This window comes from Sphaerisporangium dianthi (assembly GCF_042654065.1).
GTDB classification, from domain to species: domain Bacteria; phylum Actinomycetota; class Actinomycetes; order Streptosporangiales; family Streptosporangiaceae; genus Sphaerisporangium; species Sphaerisporangium dianthi.
The window spans coordinates 67,887-87,782 of record NZ_JBHSFP010000033.1 but is presented as its reverse complement, the minus strand read 5'-3'; the positions used below and the strand labels follow the sequence as shown (position 1 = coordinate 87,782).

Below are 19,896 nucleotides of genomic sequence, written 5' to 3'. Positions count from 1 at the left end.
GCACCGGGGGCCGCTGTGATCACATCAGCTACGCGACCGTGTACTCGACGTCACCGAAGTCCGCGACCACACGGAGGCGTCCGCCGAGAGCCTCGACATAGGACCGCAAGGTCGCCACCTCGACACGATCCACCTCTCCGTGCTCGATGGCCGAGACTCGTGGACCGGAGACTCCCATGGTGACGGCGACGTCGCGTTGGGTCAGGTCTTGCTCACGTCTGATCTCCGCGAGCTTGTACGCTCGGACTTCCGCCGCGAGCTTTTCCATCGCGGCCTCCTTCTCGGAGTCGGACCGCAACGGTAGTGCCGAAGCCCGGCGCCGCTCCTGCGCCCGCTGCTTCACCTCGTCCCAGTTCACCGCGCTCATTCGTACTCCCTGTCAGCCAACTCGGCCACATGTGCGTCGTAGCGCTTCTCCGCGAGCGGTAGGTTCACGTCATACCAACGGTCCCAGTTGCCGGCCTTGTCTCCTGCGACCAGGAGCACTGCCCGGCGAATCGGATCGAACGAGAACAGGATGCGGATCTCACTCCCCTTCGACGAACCAGGCCGCAACTCCTTCAGGTGATGGTTTCCCGCCCCTTTGATGCGGTCGACCAGTGGTCGGCCAAGAGTTGGCCCGACCCTTGACAGCATGTCGATAGCGTCCTCGACCTGCTCGGCGCTGTCCCAGTCAGCTACACACAACTGGTCGTACCAGTCGGCGACCTCGGCGACCAGGACGACCTCCCATTCAGCCCCATCCATAGATTAACCCTGGCATTAAGTTGACTGCAAGAAGGCGCCCTTGCGACTGAAGAAGCACGTCGCCGGCACAATGAAGTAGTGAAGGACAACTCGTCCGCCGGCACGCCGAACTTCAGGATCGCCTCGCGCCGATGCCCGCACCGGACCCAGGACACAGGGCCCCCTCCCGTGAGCGGGATCGACTCCCTTCGTCCGGCAGAACGCGATGGCCGGATGGGCCGCGGTTCACCGTCCGGCATCGCGGGGCAGGTCTCCGGCGAAGTCGCAGGCATGGTCGCGGGCCCAGCCGGAGAACGTCCGGGGCCGGTCTGCCGGTGACCTCCTCCGAGGTGGGCATCGGTCCGAAGGACTCCGGGACGAACCCACCGGCGCGCGACGCGCCGGCCGTGGCGAGGCCGATCAGCGGCGTGGCCGGTCACCCGAGCGCGCGGTCGGACAGCCACCGACAACGTCGCCAGCTGTGGAGCAGGGGGCCGGCATTGGCTCCGCGCAGCGGCCGGAGGGGGTGTCGGGCCGTCCCGCTCCCACATCCCTTGGAAAATAGGTCGGCCACTAGCATCGGGTCCGTGATCGTATGGCTCAACGGCACCCACGGCGCGGGCAAGACGACGACCAGCGCACTCGTGCGGCGACTGATCCCGGATTCACGGGTGTTCGACGCCGAGAAGGTCGGCGAGACACTCATGGACATCACGCCGGGGCTGCCCGCGACGGACAACTTCCAGCACTGGCCGCCCTGGCGGCCACTCGTCGTCGAGACCGCCCGCCGCGTGCTCGACTACACCGGCGGCACTCTGGTGATGCCCATGACCGTCCTGGTCGAGCAGTACTGGCGCGAGATCAGCACGGGCCTCGCCCACCATGGCATTCCGGTACGGCACTTCGTCCTCCACGCCGACCAGGACACCCTCCGCGCGCGCATCGAGGGGGACACTCTTCTCGGCCCCTCCCCCTTCCGTCTCCAGTACCTTGAGCCCTACGCCGAGGCGGCCCGCACGTGGCTACACGACGAGGCCGAGGTCGTCGACACCACGCACCTCACACCCGTCCAGGTCGCCCTCCAGATCGCAGAGGCCGTCAAAAGTTGAGGTCCGCCGCTTCGGCGGACGGTCACACGAACGCCACCTGCTGTGTCCCGGTCAGCTCGACGGCGAAGCGACCGGATCGTTCTCACCGGGACCCTCGTCCGCCGGCGACAGGCGCCAGCGGGCCCAGACGGTCTTGCCGCAGATGCCCAAGGGGCCGGAGAGCGGGGTGACGCCGCACTCGTGGGCCAGGGCCTCGACGATGGTCAGACCGCGGCCGTGGACGGCCTCGATGCCAAGGTGCAGGTGGCGAGGCTGTTCGGCGGCGTGGTCGGTGACCCGCACGCGCAGGTTGCCCCTCTCGGCGGACAGGGCGAGGCTGACCGGCGGCTTCCCGTACGTCAGCGCGTTCGCCAGCAATTCACCGACCACCAGGACCACGTCGTCGGCGTAGTTCTGGAGCGCCCATGAGGTGAGAACCTCCTTCACCATGCTCCGGGTCTTGCCGATCATCGACAGGTCGCAGGGCAGATCCCAGCAGACGGTACGCGCGCCGTCCGGCATCTCGGGCATGGTCGCTCCTCGGGGTGGATGCGGCATGGACAGGGGTGGACGCGGCACCGGCCGCTCTCTTGCTGGCCGGGGAGCACGCGCCCATGCCGACCGCTCGGCTTGGAGCACACGTTCGCGTCGCTCGGCCTCACGCATCAGGTCGCCGACCTCGGCCTCCCGCATGCGGTCGAGCAACTCGTCGGCGGTACCGGCCTGAACGATCAAGGGCTCGGACGCCGGCCAGACGGCGGCGGCGTAGAAGCGACGCCCACCGAGCCCGTACCAGACGGCCCAGGCGGGCTCCATCTGGTCCAACTGCCGCGCGGCGACCCGCTCGGCCAGATCCCAGTCCCCCGGGCGAACGCGAATCGCGATCCCGCCCCGCCGATGCCGGCCGCGCTGTCCCGTCCTCATATCGCGATCAGTCATGCGAACCCCGTCTCGGGGGAAGAAGAACCCAGGCGATGTGACCTTGGCCGGCGATCTGCTTACTGCCGAACTCGGCGACTTCCAGGGAGAGGTCTGCCCATGAGGTACGCGCGGTGCCATCAGCGGCTGGAGCGCCCGGGTCACGAATCTCGATGACGAGATTCGTCGCCAAGGGAATGACACAAAGGTGCAGCTCCTCCGTTGCAGGGGTGTGCCGTATGGCGCCGGCCATCAGTTCTCTCGTGATCCGTACAGCGAGTTCCGCCTGGCCGGGCTCGACACTGCCGACGATGGCGCTCATCCAGGCGCACGCGGCGTCAACAGCCGCCGGTCCACCCGGCAATGACTGCTGGAACGACTCGATCATGAGCATCGCCAGGCTTCCTAGTCAGGTTTATTGGCTTCATGCACAGCTTGCAACCTGCCTAGGCAACCCGTCAAGCTATTCGGGTGGATCACGAAACCGATCGGCCTGTGTACGTACGCATCGCCGACGAACTACGGGCTCGCATCCTTTCCGGCGAACTCGCCGAAGGGGACCGCCTGCCTTCGTCGCCCGAGATCGTCAAGGTGTACGGAGTGGCGCGCAACACGGCGTCCGACGCCTTGGGCCTGCTGGTCACCGAAGGTTTGGCGGTCGCACGGCCAGGATCGGGAACCTACGTCCGCGCACGGCCACAGCGGCGCCGACTCGTCCGCAACTGGCACCGGAACGCCATCGGCGGCAGTCCGTTCGCCCAGTCGATGACCGACTACGCGCAGATCGGGTCGTGGGACTACGAGAGTCGTACTTCTCGCGCGCCGGCCGATGTGCGTGAGCGCCTGGCCATACCCGCACTGCAGGACGACGACCCCGATGTGATGTTCACCAGGTATGTGTTCCGCGGTGACGGCGAACCCGTACAGCTCAGCAGCAGCTGGGAGCCACTGGCGTTGACCCGCGGTACACCGATCGTGCTGCCTGAGGACGGCCCCCACGCCGGCCGTGGAGTGGTAGAACGCATGCGGCAGATAGGGGTGGACATCACGCACGCGGCCGAGGTGGTCTCGGCTCGCCAGGTGCTCGCCGATGAAGCCGCAACGCTCGACATAGCACCGGGAGCGATCGTGCTCACCATCGAGCGCACCTACTACGCGGACGCGCGCCCGGTCGAAACCGCCGACATCGTGATCCCCGTCGACCGGCACCAGGTCGTGTACGGCACCTCGATCTGGGACAAACAATGAACGCACAGTCGTGGAGAGGTTGGAGGACGGCGATGGCGTCCTCGGTGTGCCCTTCAGCGGCGAGCAGGTACCCGATGTCGCGGCGCAGGTCCAGCACGGTGTCGTCTCCATCGCCCTTCTCGGCCCGCAGGCGTGCCAGCACCTCGCGGAACTCCTCAAGAGCCGCCACCCCCTGCCCGAGTTCCGCACGGCAGTAGGCCGCCTGCCGCCGGCAGTCCAGGGTCTCCGTGTCGTTCGGCCCCGCCACGCGGGCGTAGGCAGCCGCGAGCCTGTCGAACTCGGGCAGGGCGCGCCGAAAGTCGCCCCCGATCACCAGAATCGCCGCCCGCCGCTGCCGGAGCCGCAACACCCGCCGGTTGTCGGCCCCCGGGCGTCGGACGCCGTTTCAGCACCGCGTTGAGCGGACCACCACGGACGCCACCCAGGAGAAGGGCAGCGGCTCGTCCGGGGAGATAAAGCTGGTGAGCGGCGTGCCGTGCACCAACTCCATCACCAGGTACAGGTGCGCGACCGAACGCTCCAGAACCGCGTCGTACACCTATGGGACGCCGTGATGGCCGATGCGGGCCGTGACCCTGGCCTACCGGCGGAACCGCTTGGTCAGCACCTCGGCATGCTCAGGGTAGGCGACGAGCTCCGGGCGGATCAGCTTGATCGCGACCTCGCGACCTCGCGACCTCGCGGTCGAGCATCGCGTCGCGCCCCGCCAGACCTGGCCCATCGCTCCGGCGTCAAGCTCCTCGACGAGCTCGTACGGCCCGCGATCTTCCGTGATCTCACCGTTCTACCGGTCGTCCCACATCGTGATCCAGCTTGGGCAACCAGTGTGATCTCTGCTGCCATCCGCCGGCCAGGGGCGCCTGCCCACCACACCCGCCCTCGCGGCCGACCAGGCGATATATACGGGCTGGACCATAACCGCCGATCAAGCTGGAGGTAATTGTCGGGCACTACGTGTCACAAGCCACAGCACACCTCGCACCCAAGCACGTAATGACACCTTCGACCCCCACTGCCCGACATCGAGGGACAGATCGGGCATAGGTATCGTTTCGGAGCTCCAGATTGTTACTCATAATTTGTTATGAACAATCTCATATTGCTGCGAGATATTCATCGAAGATAAAGATTGTCCGCTACATAACTCACAAGCGATTGAGAGCGTTAGTGGACAAGTTAGTCAAAACATCAACATTAGGCGGGAAACAGCCCAGACAGCTCGCGATCGCAACGGTGCTCACGGTGGCAGCATCGCTGCTCGTGGCCGGAACCACGTCCCCAGCCATGGCCGACCCGGACCCGACTCCCGCCTCTACGGTGCCCACGATTACCCAGTTCCCGAAACCGAAGGATCCGGACGCGGTGTTCCGCGCCGCGATCGAGGAGGCCAGGAAGCAGGGCCGGCCGGTCGAGGTGACCGAGGCATTCACCGAGACCGCGCGCCATTGGGCCTACCCGGACGGGCATCTGACCACGCAGTCCTATGCCGGGCCCACTCAGCTGAGGCGGGCCGACGGCTCGTGGGCCTTCATCGACACAACCCTGGTCGAACAGGGTGGGGTGCTCAAGCCCAAGCTGGCCAAGGCCGATCTGGAGTTCTCGGCAGGCGGTCAGGATCGTCCGTTGGCGTCCATGGAACGCGGCAATGGGCAGCGGTTCTCCCTCACCTGGCCGAGGGCCCTGCCGAAGCCGACGATCAATGGCAACGTCGCGACTTACGCCGACGCGGCCGGGTATCCGGGTGCGGACCTCGTCGTGACCGCCCTGCCGACCGGCTTCCGTCATGACGTAGTGCTGCGGACGCGGCCGACAGGGCCAGTGGAATTCCGCATTCCCGTCGACACCGACGGCCTCGCCTTCGCTGAGGCCAAGAAGGGCGGTCTGCAACTCACCGATGCCAAGGGGAAGCAGGTGGCATCCGCCGCCGAGCCTGTGGCCGTCGATGCCGGTCCGAACCCGGCCGAGGCTGCCAACCGCCAGGCGATCGCCCCGCGGACCGGGAAGATCGACACGCGGATAGCCGAGGACAAGGGGCGGCAGACGCTGGTCCTCAAGCCCGACCCGGCGTTTCTGAACGATCCCGCCACCCGCTATCCCGTCACGGTGGACCCCACCACGACGCTCGCCCTGCAGAGCGACCTGATCGTGAGCAACCAGGCCACCTACGACACCTCGCCGGCCTCGCCGCAGCTGATGACCAGCATCGAGCGCACAGTCTCCAACGGAAGTCTCACCTACAGTCACTCTCTACTGAAGTTCGACACCGGACCGCTCACAGGCAGGTCGGTCGGCAGCGCCCGCCTGGACGTGTACGCCGAGCAGTTGGTGGGCTGCCGTTGGTACGGGCCCGGCGGTATCGAGGCCAAACGGGTCACCTCCGGCTGGCCAGCCACCGGCGTGAGCTGGAGCAGCCAGCCATCGGTAACGAGTTTCGGGTCCTCCATCCAGTTCTGCCCGAGCACGTCGGGAATCGATGCCAACGGCAACTGGATTCCACATACCTTCACGTGGGACGTCACCGCGATGGCCCAAGCCTGGGCGAGTGGTTACCCCGATCAAGGCATACGACTGTCGGGCAAGGGCGATTCCGATCCTCCCCAGGGATCGGGCTGGTGGGTGTACTTCCACTCGGCCGACCGCACCGGCGGCACCCCGCCCAAGCTGACGGTCTCCTACTTCCTGCCGCCCGAGATCCCCACGGTGACCGCCGAATCCATCGACTCCCTCACCGGCAACGACGCCATCGCCCGTAGCCAGAGCGTGAAAGTGGGGTTCAAGTCCAGTGTCCCGGAGGGCACGAATCTGAACTACACCGTCACCGTCAACGACTCCACCATGCTGCCCCCACCTGCTTTCCCCACGGGGCATGTGGCGCACTGGAAATTCGACGAACCCTCCAGCGCCGCAGCCGCAGCCGACTCCGGGCCGAACGGTTACACCGCGACCTACACCGGCACCAGGAGAACCGCCACCACCGGCAAACTCGGCGGCGCACTGCAACTGAACGACATGACCGGCAGCGGTGGCTGCTGCTTACCGGATGCCTACGCAGTGACCAGCAGGCCGGTCCTGAACCAGAACTCCAGTTTCACCTTGAGCACGTGGGTCCGCCTCACCGACAGCGAAGCAATCCAGACCGTCGCCAGCCAGGACGGCAATCCGTTCGGACTGGATATCTACTACCTCGGCAGTAGTTACCAGAAGTGGCGGCTGCAGATCTCCGGCACGGGTGGTAGCAACGGCTACGGCGTCTGGGTCGACTCTGCCAAGGTCACCAAGGCCGACACCTGGACGCATCTGGTCGCCATGTACGACGCCGCGGCGGCCAAGATCCGTCTCTACCTCGACGGTGCGCTCTCCGGTGAAGCCGACTACACCCCTACAGGGAGCGTGACCGCAGGGCCGTTCCGCATCGGCAACTACAAGTCCGGCAGTTTCCACCTGCAGGGCGCGGTCGACGACATGCGCGTATACCAGCGCGCCCTCACCACCAAAGAGATCAAGGACCTGTACGGCGAGGTAGCCGCCACCAGCTACAACGCCAAACCCTCCGGGCAGGTTATCCAACAGACCTTCTCACTTGACAATCCCGCCAGCCTCAAATTCGTGGTGAAGGCCTGCCGCAGCGGCATCACCCAGCCCTCTTGCAACGAAAGCCCGGCCTACCGCATCACCTCCGATGCGCCAATGCTGCCAGCCGACACCAAGACAGGTATGGCCGACCCTGTCCAGCCCGTCCTGTCCGGCATGGTCAACCGGCCTTCTGGCGGCCCCATGACCGCCAGGTACTACCTGTACGACAGCAGCGGCGCCCCGGTGGGCGCGGCACCACTCGGCGAGCGCGCCGTCAACGGCGGCGAGCGCGCCTCCTTCCAAATCCCGATCAACACCGTCCAGCCAGGAACTGCCTACCGGTGGCAGATGCAAGCCTGCGCCCAGGGGCAGACCATCGCCGATGAGGTCTGCACATCCAAGACCTCCTCGGTGTCATTCACCATTCCTGGCACGCCACCGCCCGATCCTGTTGAGGACGTCCGGCACTTGGCCTTGGGCAGGAGTAGCTTCGTCATCAAGACCGCCAAGACCGACCCGACTGCCTGCAGCGGCGGGCCCTGCGCCGTGGCCGACGCGGCCACAATGCAGATCGGAGGGATGGGCGTCGAAAAGGCGACAACGCTGATCGGCTTTAGTCTGGACGAACTGCCCGACGGCGCAGGCGTGTCGGAAGCCGTTCTCAAACTCGGTACACCCATCTGCCCGGCAGGTCCCTGTCCGGCAGACGCCACCATCACCGCTACACCGCTGAAGAGCCCCGTTACAAGCGAAACCAAGGGTTCGGACTTGGTCGCCGACGCCGACTCAAACACCAGCGCATACTCCCTGCCGCTGAACACCCCCCAAGCCGACATCGCCGGCAGCGAGTACCAGTGGCTGATGCTCACGTCTAATAAGGACGAAGTCGTCACCTTCGCCGACGCGTCTGCGGCTGAGCAGCCATCCCTGGCACTCACCTACCTGCCTGCTGGGCCGCCAAGCAAGGTGCTCAACCTGACCGTCTCGGGTGGGGACGCCAGCGCCCTGGCCAGTTGGGGTCTTCCGGACTCCAACGGCAGCGTGGCAATGCTGGATGGTTACGACATCGAGGTCACCGACAACAGTGGCGCCATCGTCAAGACGCTGGAGGCCAAGGAGCCGTACGCAGCCATTTCAGGCCTGGTCAACGATGTCACCTACACAGTGAAGGTGCGTGCCAAGACTGCCTTCGGGGTAAGCGGTTGGGAAGCCGCTACGGCCACTACAAAGGCCGTCCCCCCGCCACCCATAAAGGGCGGCACTACGTGCCTCCTCGAACTCCCGACCGCCCCACACACCGTCACGGCGGCAACTGATGCAGGCGGTCAAGCCTACATCGACCGCATCAAGGCCTACTATCAAGCCCAGGACGCCGTCCTGGAAAATCGCGCCACCACCATCTGGGATGCTCCCGGGGTGGCCCCTGACGCACCGAGTACCGCCAAACTATCGCTCGCGAACGCGGCTCTGATTCAGAAACGCGCTTCGATGACGCGGGCGGGTATTACACGCACAAATTCACAGGTGCAGGTCAGCGACACAGTAATCCAAGCCATGTCCGACGGTACGGTGCGCGTGGCCGCCGACATCAATCGCACGTGGAATGAAGAAGCTTCTGCCATGGCTGGGGCTGCCGTCAGGACGGGGGGCAATGCCACCTCGCAGACACCTGGACAGGTGGAGCCAAGCGAATCCACCATCTCCATCTTTATATTCGATCGCTGCGGCAATATCACTGTTATTCAGGTCACTAGTGACGTCGAGGAGGATTCGACCGACTCCTTCGAAACCGATGGCGAGTCCTTCATCGCACAGAAACTGCGTTCACCGGATGATGATGTGGTTGCAGCATCATCATCGGCGACAGCTATGGTAGGTGAATCCTGTCGCAGCAACGTCAAGAGTTGGAGCGGCGCGCACAGCAAGGAGGAAACCCGGCCTGCGAAAGGGCTGCTGTTCGAGGTTGTAGGCCAGTCAAAATGGGATGCCTGTTTTCCATATGACGACACAACATGGAACATCAGTAAATTCGGCGCAGTGGCCACCCTATACACCGATTCTTCGTTTCGGAAGCCGAAGGGCGCAAGCGCAAAGAAGGTGAATGCTTACGTTCTAAACAACTCGGGCGTCGACATAAATAGCACAGCTTGCTTCAAAGTGACGACTACAACCTATCAACTCGGAGTTCAGGGGAACGTAGGCCTCCCAAAGGGCGGCGAGGTCGGCGGCGGCTTGACCTTCACCCAAACAGCATCGAAAGACTGTCCAGGGCAGTACAGCCTTATCGGCGATAAAGGTGGCTCCAACGATAAGATCGCCTTCAGATCCTCCTTTTGGGGGCCCAAGGACGCACTGATAGCAACGTGCTGGATGAGCACTGGAAACACATGCTCCATATCGCGATATCAACAGCGCACCTTCGGAACCTTCAACTGGGCTAAGCAGAAAGGCATAAAAACTGCTAAGATAGTTGCTGCAAGCTCCTCTTGGATGGAACGCTAAATTTCCAGAGGTCGCGAGCCGAAGGACGATCCCTTCGGCTCGCGACTGACCACCCGCACGATTTACCATGTCCGCCGATCGCCACCGGGCACAGCGGGCATTGAGACATGTCGATACCGCAAAGACGAACTGACACGGATATCACAGAGCAACGACAGGAGATGAATATGCGAACCGGTCGACTAATGCATCTTCTGGCTGCTACGATCATTGCCACTACCAGTTGCAGCGGAAACCCGCCCGTCACGGACCTTATTGGCGTAACGAATGAGCATATGGAGCAGGATCATCTTGAGACTGTAGTCAAGCTGGCTGTTGTGGTGACAAACCCTGCAGACCGCTTAGCCGCGACTGGAAGTAGGCTCGATGAGAGCAGAGACGGATACGAGTTTCACCCCATATCCGTCTTCTTTCCCACTTCCCATGGGGCATTTTCCTCAGCGCGCGTTCCTTATGCTGTCAGACTAGACAAGTCGGGCCATGTACAAGAGATCAATCAGATGCCCGAGAATAGACTCTCCCTGGCCATCGGAGAGTTCGGAATAGGGAAAAATGGAGACGGGAGCGATCAGGCCCTAAAGAGCGTCGGATCGGGAGTAAGAACGACCGTACTGATACAACTTAGGAAACCAGTACAAGAACGAGACTTAAATCTATTCACCTCATCCGGATCCTCGGCATCTATTTTCCTATCGGGCGCAAGGCGTACAGGCAACCCCATCTACTGGTCCGGCGAATCAGGCTGCTTCAAATCAGCAACGCCGCGAAACTGCGCTAGCTATTCTTCTCTCGCCCAATTTAGAAGTTGGGTGTCTCAATTGCGACCTAGTGACGACGTGACCTTAAGCGGATTCGGCCTTTCGGTGGCGGAGTTGCGTCAAGCCGCAGCAGCCGGATTGATTTATGGAACCGTCGTTGACGGCGGATCGCCCGCCTTTGTTCGAAAGCTGCAGAAACATCGCAACGTCTCGGGGATGTGGATCACGGATATGAGGCCCTGCCCACGTGGGGACCGATGTCCTTGATAGATGCTCCGCGACCCGCTCACCGCCAAAACCACTGCCGGATCTCCGGGCTCCAGCGCTGACACCTATTAGCACCAGTCTATTCGCCTCGTGAACTGACCCTCGGGAAGATCACCGCACAAGAGCGGAACGCTGCGGCTAACCGCACCAATGTTGAGGGAGCTGCGGAAACCCTGGTCCGGGACGAAGTATTTTGCTGCCGCGGTCCGCCATTCGTGTCGAGGTGCTCCATCATCTTGTCCTCGAAGACCTCGTAGAAGACGTGGCCGAAGTTCTCCTCATCGACGTTCGCCACGGCGGCGAGCTGGACCTTCGGCTCTTTCATCGCCTCCTCGAGGGGCTTGAAGATGTCCTGCTCGGTGAGCGAGGTGCCGAACCGCTCGTTAAACTTCTCCACCAGCTCCGACAGCAGCGACTTCTCCGGCTCTCTGCCACCACAGGCTCCGTCGCCGAAGCCTCTGAGGACAGGCTGACGTCGTATTCCCAGTCTTCTCGATCCACAGGCGGGCGAGGTCGGCATCGCCGATGTCCACGCTGCCGTCCGCACCGCTCCAGGCGGGCGAGCAGGTGCCGGCCTTAAAGGTAGAGATGCTCCGCTGTAAGGGACGACCTACGCGAGGAAGGCATTATTGCGGACATAGTCGTCCAAGTCCGCACGGAACCTGTCCGCCGTCTCGCGCTCCTCCTCGTCCTCGCTGTGCAGCAGCGCGGAGAACCGCTCGCACCCGGGCGCGAGGTGCCGGTAGAGCTCGGCATGCAGCTTCACTCATTTCGCCTGGTCATCGGCCGCCAGGTAGTCCGGGGCGAAGGCGTCCATCTCCGCCTCGACCAGGATCGCCGCCGACATCACTTTCGTCTGCCCTGTGTAGAGGAGGTCCGGATCGGTGGGGAAGGTGGTTGCCTGCTCGAAGTACGGCCGGAAGGCGTCCTGGCTTTTTTCCACCTCGTTGGCGAAATCCAGGACAGCCAGGTCACTCTGCGACTTGCGGTCGGCGGTGCGGTGGAGCCGGGAGAGGGTCTGCGCGGCGTTGATGCCGGTGAGCTTCGTGTTGACGTACGTCGTCGTCAGCAGCGGCTGGCCGAAGCCGGTCTGGTACTTCTCGGCCACGACGAGAATCCGATACTCGGGCTGTGCGGCCGCGCTCGACGCCCTGGACTTGCCGTCGGCGGATTCGCCTTCGCGGGGTCGACCTCCCGCTCGTCGGGGTTGTTGTTTAACCAGCTTGTAGTAGGTGTCGCACCTGATGCAGTTACGCAGCCGCGTCGAGGATGAAGCCCTCCTCAATGGCCTGCCGCAGTTCGTTCCACCTACTCATCGATCTTGGTGTCGCCGATGGTGAACAGCTCGCCCGTATCCAGCCCCGCTCGGGCCGGTAGCCAGCGGCGTCGCCTAATCGCCAGCCGATCTCGACCATCGCCGAGACGATCGCGTCACCGACACCAACTCATTGGGGGGCTACCTCTTCCCGGTGATCAGGTATTCATGGGCAGGCCGGAGATGACCCTGCCGATGCATCTCCGGCAGATCGGATTGACGTTCGGTCAGATAAGGACGACACGGTGTTCGACAACGACTGCACCAACTTCGTGTCGCAAGCTCTATACCACGGCGGAGGGGCACGGATGTACGTCGCCGGAGACCCGCATCCCGGACAGCGGAATGACAATAGGCTGTGGTGGCAGCTATGGCCTAAGCGCTTCATGTCCACCTACTCCTGGTCGGCCGTCAATAACTTCTACAAGCACTTCATGACCGCACAGAAGCGAGCCGTGTGGGTCACCTCGTGGAAGGACGTCAGCGTAGGAGACATCCTGCTGTGGGACTTCAGCGGCGGCACACTTGACTTCGGCCACGCGGCGATCGTCAGCAAGATCACCAGCGGGTCCTGGAAGGGTGTCCAGTACGCACAACACTCCGCCCCGTACGACTATCGCAAACTCTCCGTCTCGCTGCCGGGCGTGCGGATCAAGTACCCGAACGCGAAGGTGTACGCCATAAGGGTCTGGAAGTAGCCGCTCATCCAGGCCGCCGGGGCACTCCGGCGGCCTGGACCGTATTGCTGAGGAGCAACTTGCCTCGTTCATTCTTGATGAACCGCACGCTGGCATCAATTTGCGTGGCTCTGGTCTTCGGCGCCATGCTCACCTTACCGGCGGGCTGTTCCTCCTGCCGACTGCCCGCTGGTCCCCCCATCACCGTTCCACCGGTGAACGCGACGCCGGAGGCAGTGGTCAAGGCTTATCTGGCTGCAGTGATCGCACGTGACACAAAAGCAGCACGCACCCTCACGACCCCGAAGTACTGGGAAGTAACGGCATCGTCCCCGGACGGGGGGCTGAACAACTGGATAACCATCCAGGACGTGGACACCGGTGCACCGATCCCTGACACGTACGAGGCAGAGTCCTATCGACAGGTGAACCGGGTGTACGTGGATTTCACGCTGCGGCAATGCGAGGAGATGACTTGGCAGAACGGACGCATCGTATGGAGTTATCTGCTCGTGCGAAACGCCGATGCCGAACGCTGGCGTATCGCTTCCGGCGGCCTCGGCTGAACGCATCGGCGGTGGCTGGTTTTCGGTACGGACCGTGTGCGGCGCCGCATCCACCGCCGCCGCCGCCGCAGTGGGGATGATCGCGGCGTCGCGACGATGAGATGGGCGTCGTCGTGACCTGGCAGCCGGCGATAGGGGCCGGCTCGAATGTTCGGCACGGTCTCACACCTATGCGGATGAGGCTTGGGGGCACGGGTCGGTGGGACGGTTGACTTTCGGGTGGGGCGAGGGTGCAGGGTCGTCGGCGTGAGTGACGATTCGGAGCTTTACACGGTCGGGCGCATCGCGCGGCGGACCGGGCTGTCGGTGCACACCATCCGGTTCTGGTCCAACACCGGTGTGGTGCCCCCGACGGTCCGGTCGGCCGGCGGGTACCGGCTGTACGACGCGACGGCCGTCGCCCGGTTCGACCTGGTCCGTACGCTTCGCGATCTCGGCATCGGCCTGGAGACCGTTCAGGAGATCCTGACGCGGCAGATCACCGTGGCCGAGGTCGCGCGGGCGCACGTGCGGGCCCTGGACGCCGAGATCCGGACCCTGAAGCTCCGCCGGGCCGTGCTGGGCGGCATCGCCGAGCGCGGCGGCACGACAGAGGAGACAATGATCATGCACAGGCTCGCCCGGTTGTCCGCCGCCGAACGGCAGCGGGTCATCGACGACTTCGTGGCGGAGACCTTCGCCGGCGCCGGCCCCGAGGACGACGCCATGATCGTGGCGGAATGGATGCGGGAGCTTCCCGCCGGGTTGCCGGACGATCCGGCGGCGGATCAGGTCGAGGCCTGGCTGGAGCTGGCCGAGCTGGTCGCCGACGAGGGCTTCCGGGGGCGGCTGCGGCGCATCGTGCTCGACGGCGCTTCGGGGCCGCGCATCGAGGAGGGCTTCGACCTGCGGCGCCGGGTGCTGGAGGAGGCGGGCAACGCCCTGGCCGCCGGCGTCGCACCTGGGTCGGCCGAGGGCGGGCGCGTCCTGGATCGCATCGTCGATCCGCGCCTGCCGGCCGGGGAACGGGCCGAGTTGGGCGACCGCCTCCGCACGCTCGCCGACGCCCAGGTGGAGCGCTATTGGCAGTTGCCGGCCGTTCTGAACGGCCGTGAGCACTCCCCGTCGGTCATCCCGGCCTTCGACTGGCTGATCGCCGCGCTGCACGCGCACGGGTGACCGTGCTCAGAGGTCGGCGAGGATTCTGGTCAGGGCCTTCTTGGTCTCGGTGGCGGGGACGGCGTCGATGCACAGACGTTCCATGACCGCCTGGTAGCGGTCGAGGTCCTCGCGCTTGTCGAGATAGATGGCGCTGGTGAGCTGCTCCAGGTAGACCACGTCGGGCAGGTCGCGCTCGGAGAAGCGCAGGATGCTGAACGGTCCGCCCGCCGCCGCGTGACCGCCGGCGCTGAAGGGCATGACCTGCACGGTGACGTTGGGCGAGGCGATGGCCTCGATGAGGTGAGCGATCTGGGCGCGCATCACCTCGGCCCCGCCGAGCGGGCGGCGCAGCGCCGCCTCGTCGACCACGGCCCACAGGTGCGGAGCGCCCGCCCTGGTGAGGAGCCTCTGCCGGGCCATCCGCAGGTCGACCCGCCGCCGGACCTCGTCCTCGGGGACGTTCGGGTGGCCGAGCAGGACCACGGCGCGTGCGTAGCCGGGGGTCTGCAGCAGGCCGGGGACGAACTGCACCTCGTAGCAGCGGATGCGGGTGGCGGCCTCTTCCAGGCCGACGTACGCCTCGAACCAGTTGGGCAGGATGTCGTCGTAGTTGTGCCACCAGCCGGGACGGTTGGCCTGAGAGACCAGCGACAGCAGGGCGTCGCGCTCGCGCTCGTCGCCCACCCCGTACAGGGTGAGCAGGTCGGCGACGTCGCGCGTCCGGAAGCTGACCCGTCCCAGCTCCATGCGGCTGACCTTGGAGTGGGAGGCCCGGATGGAGTGCCCCGCGGCCTCCAGGGTGATGCCCCGGAGCTCGCGCAGCCGGCGGAGCTGGGAACCCAGGAGGATGCGCAGGACCGTGGAGCTGCCCCGTTCCCGAGCCATCAGGTTGAGCGGGGTCTCGTCCCCTTCGGCTCGGGCTGTGATCATGGACAATCCTTAGAACAGCGGTCTTGCTCACTTCTCGCGGTCAAAGAGAAGTCAACGATACCTCTGACCGTGCAATCCGGATATACCCCAACGTCACCCTTAGGCTACGATTTTCCACACTGCGTAGCCGCCGAGTCCGTCAAAGTGCCAGGTCATCGAAGTCGCCGTTCTTGGCACCCTGGATGAAGGCCGCGATTTCTCCCCGGCTGTAAATCAGCGCCGGCCCGGAGGGGTGCCGCGAGTTGCGCACGGCCACTCCACCGTCCGGGAGCTCGGCCAGCTCAACGCAGTTCCCGCTCGGATTGCTGTAGGCGCTCTTGCGCCAGCGTGCTCCCGAGAGCGCCGACGCGGTCACGCCGTTGGAGATCTCGTCCATCTTGGTTCACACATCCCCAAAGCCGACGAACACTGACATCGTTACCAAGCGAGCCCTTCGTTCCAACGAAGGGCCAGACGGGCTACTTCCGCCCGGGCATCAGCATACCGGCGTGCGGATGCACGTGCATCGGTACTTGCATCTGCACACCATACAGCAGCAATAAGGGCCTGAGGCGTAAATCCGCGGCGATATGCCCTAAACCCTGAGGCGTCCCCGTGACCGGGTGCGGAACACGACGCGCCGCACCCGCTCGGACGGGGGATGAGAGGCGGGGAGAATGGCCCGCCGGGCGCTCCCGGCCGCCGTACCCCCGCCACCCACATCTCATACATGTCTGGAACAACGGTTATCGTCATGCGAGCGGCGCTACCATCGGGATCCGGCGATATGGGGTGAGATGACGACTTTTCCGCGGCTCGAGCCACTCGGGTTCGACCCGACGATCCCCAATAAAGCTCGCATCTACGACTACTTCGTGGGTGGCAAGGACAACTTCGCGGCCGACCGTGAGGCCGCGCGCCGGGCGCTGGAGATCGCTCCCGAGCTGCCCATGATGTGCCGCGAGGCCCGCAGGTTCCTCGGCCGCGTGGTGCGATACCTCGCCGCCCAGGGCGTCCGGCAGTACATCGACATCGGGTGCGGCCTGCCCACCCAGGGCAACGTCCACGAGATCGCGCAGGCCGCGGCCCCCGGCTCCCGCGTGGTCTACGTCGACAACGACCCTGTGGTCGTCGCCCACGCCCGCGCGCTGCTGGACGACGGGGAGCACACGGCGGTCATCGAGGCCGACATGCGCACGCCCGACCAGATCCTCGGCCACCCCCGCCTGCGCGACCTGATCGACCTCGATCAGCCGGTCGCGGTCCTGCTGCTCTTCACCCTGGTCTTCATCCCCGAGGACGAGCTGGCGTCGCGCATCGTCGCGCGGTTCCGCGACGCGATCGCCCCGGGCGGCTACGTGGCGATCGGCGACAGCGTCTCCGACCCTCGTCCGAAGGCCACCGCCGAGCTCGCCGACGTCTACCAGAGCAGCGGCGCGGTCTCCGGCCACGCCCACCGCCACCAGCTCCGCACCAAGGCCGACATCGAGCGCCTGTTCGGCGGCATGCCGCTCGTCGCGCCCGGCGTGACCTACATCTCGCAGTGGCGGCCCGACGCCGGGCAGCACATCCTCGATCCGCGTGCGGTCTGGTCGGTCGGCGGCATCGCCCGCAAGGAAGCCTGACCCGGCGATCGCAGGTCACGGGCATGCCCGGGCGGCGGCCCGCGCCGGCGCCAGGCGTACTGTGGCCAGGTACGGCATCGTTCGCGCTCTCGCGGGTGGCCCGCGGGACCCCGCGGCGGTGCGGGGAACCGGCGGTCGCCGTTCACCGCCCCATGGAGTCGCCATGACCGCTACCACCATCGTCGGCGCCCCTCGGGCGGCGAGCCCTTCCCGGCAGCTGATCACCGTGCTCGGCCTGGTGTCGGTGTTCGCGCCGTTCGGCACCGACATGTACCTTCCCGGGCTGGCCTCGATCGGGCGTGATCTGCGCACCGGCGCCATCGGGGTACAGATCACCCTTTCCGCCTTCCTGCTCGGCATGTCCGTCGGCCACCTCACGCTCGGACGGCTGTCCGACCGCTACGGCCGACGGGGCCCGCTGCTGGCCTGCCTGGCGATATGCGCGATCGCCGGGGCGGTGTGCGCGCTGGCGCCCACCGCGGGCGCGCTGGCCGGCGCGCGGTTCGTCCAGGGGCTGACCGGCTCGGCCGGCCTGGTGATCGGGCGGGCCGTCGTCTCCGACCTCGCACGGGGACGCCGCGCCGTCCACGCCTTCGCCGCCCAGATGTGGGTGCTCGCCGCCGTACCCGTCGTCGCGCCGCCGATCGGCGGCGTCCTGGTCGCCGCGGCCGGCTGGCGGGCGGTGTTCGGCGCGCTCGCGCTGCTGTCGCTGCTGATGTTCCTGGCCGCGCTGATCGCCCTTCCCGAGACGCTGCCCCTCCACGCCCGGACGGTGAGCCCGCTGCTCCCGCGAGGCGACCTGGCCCTGCTGCGCGACCGCGGTCACCTCGGCCCGGCCGCGGCGTTCGTCCTCGCCTTCGGGGCGCTGGCGGCCTACCTGGCCGCGGCCCCGTTCTTCCTCCCCCACCTGCTGGGCCCGCACATCGCGGCCGTGGCCGCCACGCTGGGCCTGAACGCGCTGGCCCTGGTGCTGGTCGCGGCCCTGGGCGCGAGGCTCGCCCACCGCTTCCGGCCGCTGTGGCCGGCGCGCGCCGGGCTGGCCGTCCTGCTCCTCTGCGCCGTCGCGATCGGCGTGCTCGCCGTGACGGGACGGCTGACGGCCGACACGTGCCTGCCGCCGCTGCTGCTCGCCGTCGCGTCGCTCGGCCTGGTGCTCGGCGACACCTCGGCGGTCGCGCTCTCCCGCGCGCCTCGCGCGGCCGGGACCGCGGCGGCCCTCATGGCGACCGCGCAGTTCGCCTTCGGCGCGGTCATGGCCCCGCTGGCCGGTGCGGGCGGCGCCCGCGACGCCGTCCCGATGAGCCTCATCATGGGCGCGTGCGCGGTGCTCGCCCTCCTGGCGCTGGCCGCCTCGAGGGCCGGCCGGTCCGCGTCGACGCTGAGCGACCGTCCCGCCGGCCACCCTCGTGTGCGCTGACACGCGCGGCGGCTTCCATCTCGCGAAAAAAACTTCACAGGTGCGGTACAGGCAACTGTCAGCGTTGGGGGCCGTCGGAGGCCCTCGTCAGGGTCAGGCGTCCCCACGATGATCTCGAATGATTACGGACCGTTGGTGCGGTTCAGAGGATCGAGTCCTAATTTGTCACTGATGTCACGGGAGTTGAGCCCGCCTCCCACCGAGCGTCACCGCGAATCAGACTTAACTTTCGCCTCATACCCCGTAAAATCCGCCGATGTGAACGATGGTCATCAGGCTCCACAGGAGCTTCCGGTCCGCGAACGCTCGTTCCGGACCAGCTCCGGCCGGCACCGGCGGCCCGTGCCCGCGCAGCTTCCCCCGGACGCGCCCGCGCTCGTGCTCGCCGCGCCCGGCGCCGGCGGCGACATCCCCGCCGCGGTCAAGACCATCGTCAGCGTGGACCATCCCCAGCTCGACGTGCGCCTCATCCATCTCGGCGACAGCAAGACCAGCCTGGCCGAGACGCTCACCGAATGCGCCGCCGACCGGCCGAAGGAATCGCCCGCGGCGATCGTGGTCCCGCTCGTGACCGGGCCCCACCAGCAGGTGTACCGGGCCATCCGGGAGGCCGTGGCCGAGAGCGACGTCATGACGACGATCGCCGACCCGCTCGGGCCGCACCCGCTGCTCGCCGAGGCGCTGCACGTCAAGCTGGCCGAGAGCGGCCTCGCGCGCGCCGACCGCATGCGCCTGTTCAACATCGCGGCCCCGGTGGACGGCATCATCGTCGGCACGGTCGGCGGCCAGGAGGCCGTGCGGGCGGCGGACGCCACGGTCGTCCTGCTGGCCGCCCGCCTCACGCTTCCGGTCGTGGCGGCCTCGCTGGACGCATCGCCCGGCGTCGGCGACGCCGCCCAGCGCCTGCGCAACATCGGCGCCTCGCGGCTGGCGCTGGCGCCGTTCCTCATCGGCCCCGAGATCGACCAGCAGAAGATCACGAAGGCCGCCGAGGCGGTCGGAGCCGGTTGCGCCGAGCCGCTCGGCGCGCACAGCGCCGTCGCCCAGCTCGTCGCGCTCAGCTACGGAAGCTCCCTCACGGGCATCGACGACTGATCCGCGAGGCCGCCCCGAGCCGAGCTCCGCGAGGGAGCCCCGAGCCGGGCGTGGCGAGGCGGGACGATCACC

20 protein-coding genes are annotated in these 19,896 nt (G+C 66.1%); 9 read left to right on the top strand and 11 right to left on the bottom strand.

Annotated elements, in window-relative coordinates:
* Positions 1-28: 28 nt before the first annotated feature.
* Positions 29-367 (bottom strand): XRE family transcriptional regulator, encoded by a 339-nt coding sequence (locus tag ACFO60_RS33145; RefSeq protein WP_380848579.1) that lies wholly within the window; start codon positions 365-367, stop codon positions 29-31.
* Positions 364-747 carry a type II toxin-antitoxin system RelE/ParE family toxin gene (locus ACFO60_RS33140; protein WP_380848575.1) on the bottom strand — a complete coding sequence of 128 codons (384 nt, stop codon included), beginning with the start codon at positions 745-747 and terminating at the stop codon, positions 364-366. Before ACFO60_RS33140 ends, ACFO60_RS33145 begins: the two co-directional genes overlap by 4 nt.
* Before the next feature lie 566 nt (positions 748-1,313).
* Between ACFO60_RS33140 and ACFO60_RS33135 the strand changes: the two genes are divergently transcribed.
* The gene (locus ACFO60_RS33135; RefSeq protein WP_380848572.1) at positions 1,314-1,835 is read left to right on the top strand and encodes an AAA family ATPase; all 522 of its coding nucleotides are present in this window, start codon (positions 1,314-1,316) and stop codon (positions 1,833-1,835) included.
* Positions 1,836-1,886: 51 nt separating this feature from the next.
* Here the strand turns inward: ACFO60_RS33135 and ACFO60_RS33130 are convergent, their stop codons facing one another.
* Positions 1,887-2,753 carry an ATP-binding protein gene (locus ACFO60_RS33130; RefSeq protein ID WP_380848569.1) on the bottom strand — a complete coding sequence of 289 codons (867 nt, stop codon included), beginning with the start codon at positions 2,751-2,753 and terminating at the stop codon, positions 1,887-1,889.
* Positions 2,746-3,126 (bottom strand): ATP-binding protein, encoded by a 381-nt coding sequence (locus ACFO60_RS33125; protein WP_380848566.1) that lies wholly within the window; start codon positions 3,124-3,126, stop codon positions 2,746-2,748. The genes ACFO60_RS33130 and ACFO60_RS33125 overlap by 8 nt, the downstream gene beginning before the upstream one ends.
* A 101-nt stretch (positions 3,127-3,227) precedes the next feature.
* On the opposite strand from ACFO60_RS33125, the gene ACFO60_RS33120 reads away from it, so the two are divergent.
* Positions 3,228-3,980 carry a GntR family transcriptional regulator gene (locus ACFO60_RS33120; protein ID WP_380848563.1) on the top strand — a complete coding sequence of 251 codons (753 nt, stop codon included), beginning with the start codon at positions 3,228-3,230 and terminating at the stop codon, positions 3,978-3,980.
* Between the two features lie 385 nt (positions 3,981-4,365).
* On the opposite strand, the gene ACFO60_RS33115 is transcribed toward ACFO60_RS33120, so the two are convergent.
* Positions 4,366-4,518: a hypothetical protein gene (locus tag ACFO60_RS33115; protein ID WP_380848560.1), complete on the bottom strand. Its 153-nt coding sequence runs from the start codon at positions 4,516-4,518 to the stop codon at positions 4,366-4,368.
* 42 nt (positions 4,519-4,560) lie between these two features.
* Positions 4,561-4,701, bottom strand: a complete 141-nt coding sequence (locus tag ACFO60_RS33110) for a hypothetical protein (RefSeq protein WP_380848557.1) — start codon at positions 4,699-4,701, stop codon at positions 4,561-4,563.
* A gap of 446 nt (positions 4,702-5,147) precedes the next feature.
* On the opposite strand from ACFO60_RS33110, the gene ACFO60_RS33105 reads away from it, so the two are divergent.
* A complete protein-coding gene (locus tag ACFO60_RS33105) occupies positions 5,148-10,055 on the top strand; it encodes a LamG-like jellyroll fold domain-containing protein (RefSeq protein ID WP_380848555.1) in 4,908 nt (1,635 codons plus the stop codon).
* Between the two features lie 1,104 nt (positions 10,056-11,159).
* Here ACFO60_RS33105 and ACFO60_RS33100 read toward each other — a convergent pair.
* The 3 genes from ACFO60_RS33100 to ACFO60_RS33090 all read right to left on the bottom strand — a co-directional run bounded on the left by ACFO60_RS33100 (position 11,160) and on the right by ACFO60_RS33090 (position 12,188).
* Positions 11,160-11,600, bottom strand: a complete 441-nt coding sequence (locus ACFO60_RS33100; protein ID WP_380848552.1) for a hypothetical protein — start codon at positions 11,598-11,600, stop codon at positions 11,160-11,162.
* Between the two features lie 90 nt (positions 11,601-11,690).
* On the bottom strand, positions 11,691-11,846 hold the full coding sequence (locus tag ACFO60_RS33095) for a hypothetical protein (RefSeq protein ID WP_380848549.1): 156 nt from the start codon (positions 11,844-11,846) through the stop codon (positions 11,691-11,693).
* On the bottom strand, positions 11,847-12,188 hold the full coding sequence (locus ACFO60_RS33090; protein WP_380848546.1) for a hypothetical protein: 342 nt from the start codon (positions 12,186-12,188) through the stop codon (positions 11,847-11,849). It abuts the gene before it with no gap.
* 452 nt (positions 12,189-12,640) lie between these two features.
* On the opposite strand from ACFO60_RS33090, the gene ACFO60_RS33085 reads away from it, so the two are divergent.
* The 3 genes from ACFO60_RS33085 to ACFO60_RS33075 all read left to right on the top strand — a co-directional run bounded on the left by ACFO60_RS33085 (position 12,641) and on the right by ACFO60_RS33075 (position 14,796).
* The gene (locus ACFO60_RS33085; RefSeq protein WP_380848543.1) at positions 12,641-13,093 is read left to right on the top strand and encodes an amidase domain-containing protein; all 453 of its coding nucleotides are present in this window, start codon (positions 12,641-12,643) and stop codon (positions 13,091-13,093) included.
* A 77-nt stretch (positions 13,094-13,170) separates the two neighbouring features.
* Positions 13,171-13,638: a hypothetical protein gene (locus ACFO60_RS33080; protein WP_380848540.1), complete on the top strand. Its 468-nt coding sequence runs from the start codon at positions 13,171-13,173 to the stop codon at positions 13,636-13,638.
* Between the two features lie 246 nt (positions 13,639-13,884).
* A complete protein-coding gene (locus tag ACFO60_RS33075) occupies positions 13,885-14,796 on the top strand; it encodes a helix-turn-helix domain-containing protein (RefSeq protein ID WP_380848537.1) in 912 nt (303 codons plus the stop codon).
* Between the two features lie 6 nt (positions 14,797-14,802).
* On the opposite strand, the gene ACFO60_RS33070 is transcribed toward ACFO60_RS33075, so the two are convergent.
* A complete protein-coding gene (locus tag ACFO60_RS33070; RefSeq protein WP_380848534.1) occupies positions 14,803-15,708 on the bottom strand; it encodes a helix-turn-helix domain-containing protein in 906 nt (301 codons plus the stop codon).
* Positions 15,709-15,847: 139 nt separating this feature from the next.
* Complete coding sequence (locus ACFO60_RS33065; RefSeq protein WP_380848531.1) at positions 15,848-16,084, bottom strand: DUF397 domain-containing protein; 237 nt, start codon at positions 16,082-16,084, stop codon at positions 15,848-15,850.
* Positions 16,085-16,484: 400 nt separating this feature from the next.
* Between ACFO60_RS33065 and ACFO60_RS33060 the strand changes: the two genes are divergently transcribed.
* The 3 genes from ACFO60_RS33060 (at position 16,485) to ACFO60_RS33050 (ending at position 19,824) form a co-directional block, all read left to right on the top strand.
* Positions 16,485-17,312 carry an SAM-dependent methyltransferase gene (locus tag ACFO60_RS33060; protein ID WP_380848528.1) on the top strand — a complete coding sequence of 276 codons (828 nt, stop codon included), beginning with the start codon at positions 16,485-16,487 and terminating at the stop codon, positions 17,310-17,312.
* A gap of 163 nt (positions 17,313-17,475) precedes the next feature.
* Positions 17,476-18,729, top strand: coding sequence for a Bcr/CflA family efflux MFS transporter (locus tag ACFO60_RS33055; RefSeq protein WP_380848525.1), 1,254 nt, complete (start codon positions 17,476-17,478; stop codon positions 18,727-18,729).
* Positions 18,730-18,987: 258 nt separating this feature from the next.
* Complete coding sequence (locus tag ACFO60_RS33050) at positions 18,988-19,824, top strand: sirohydrochlorin chelatase (RefSeq protein ID WP_380848521.1); 837 nt, start codon at positions 18,988-18,990, stop codon at positions 19,822-19,824.
* Positions 19,825-19,896 lie beyond the last annotated feature (72 nt).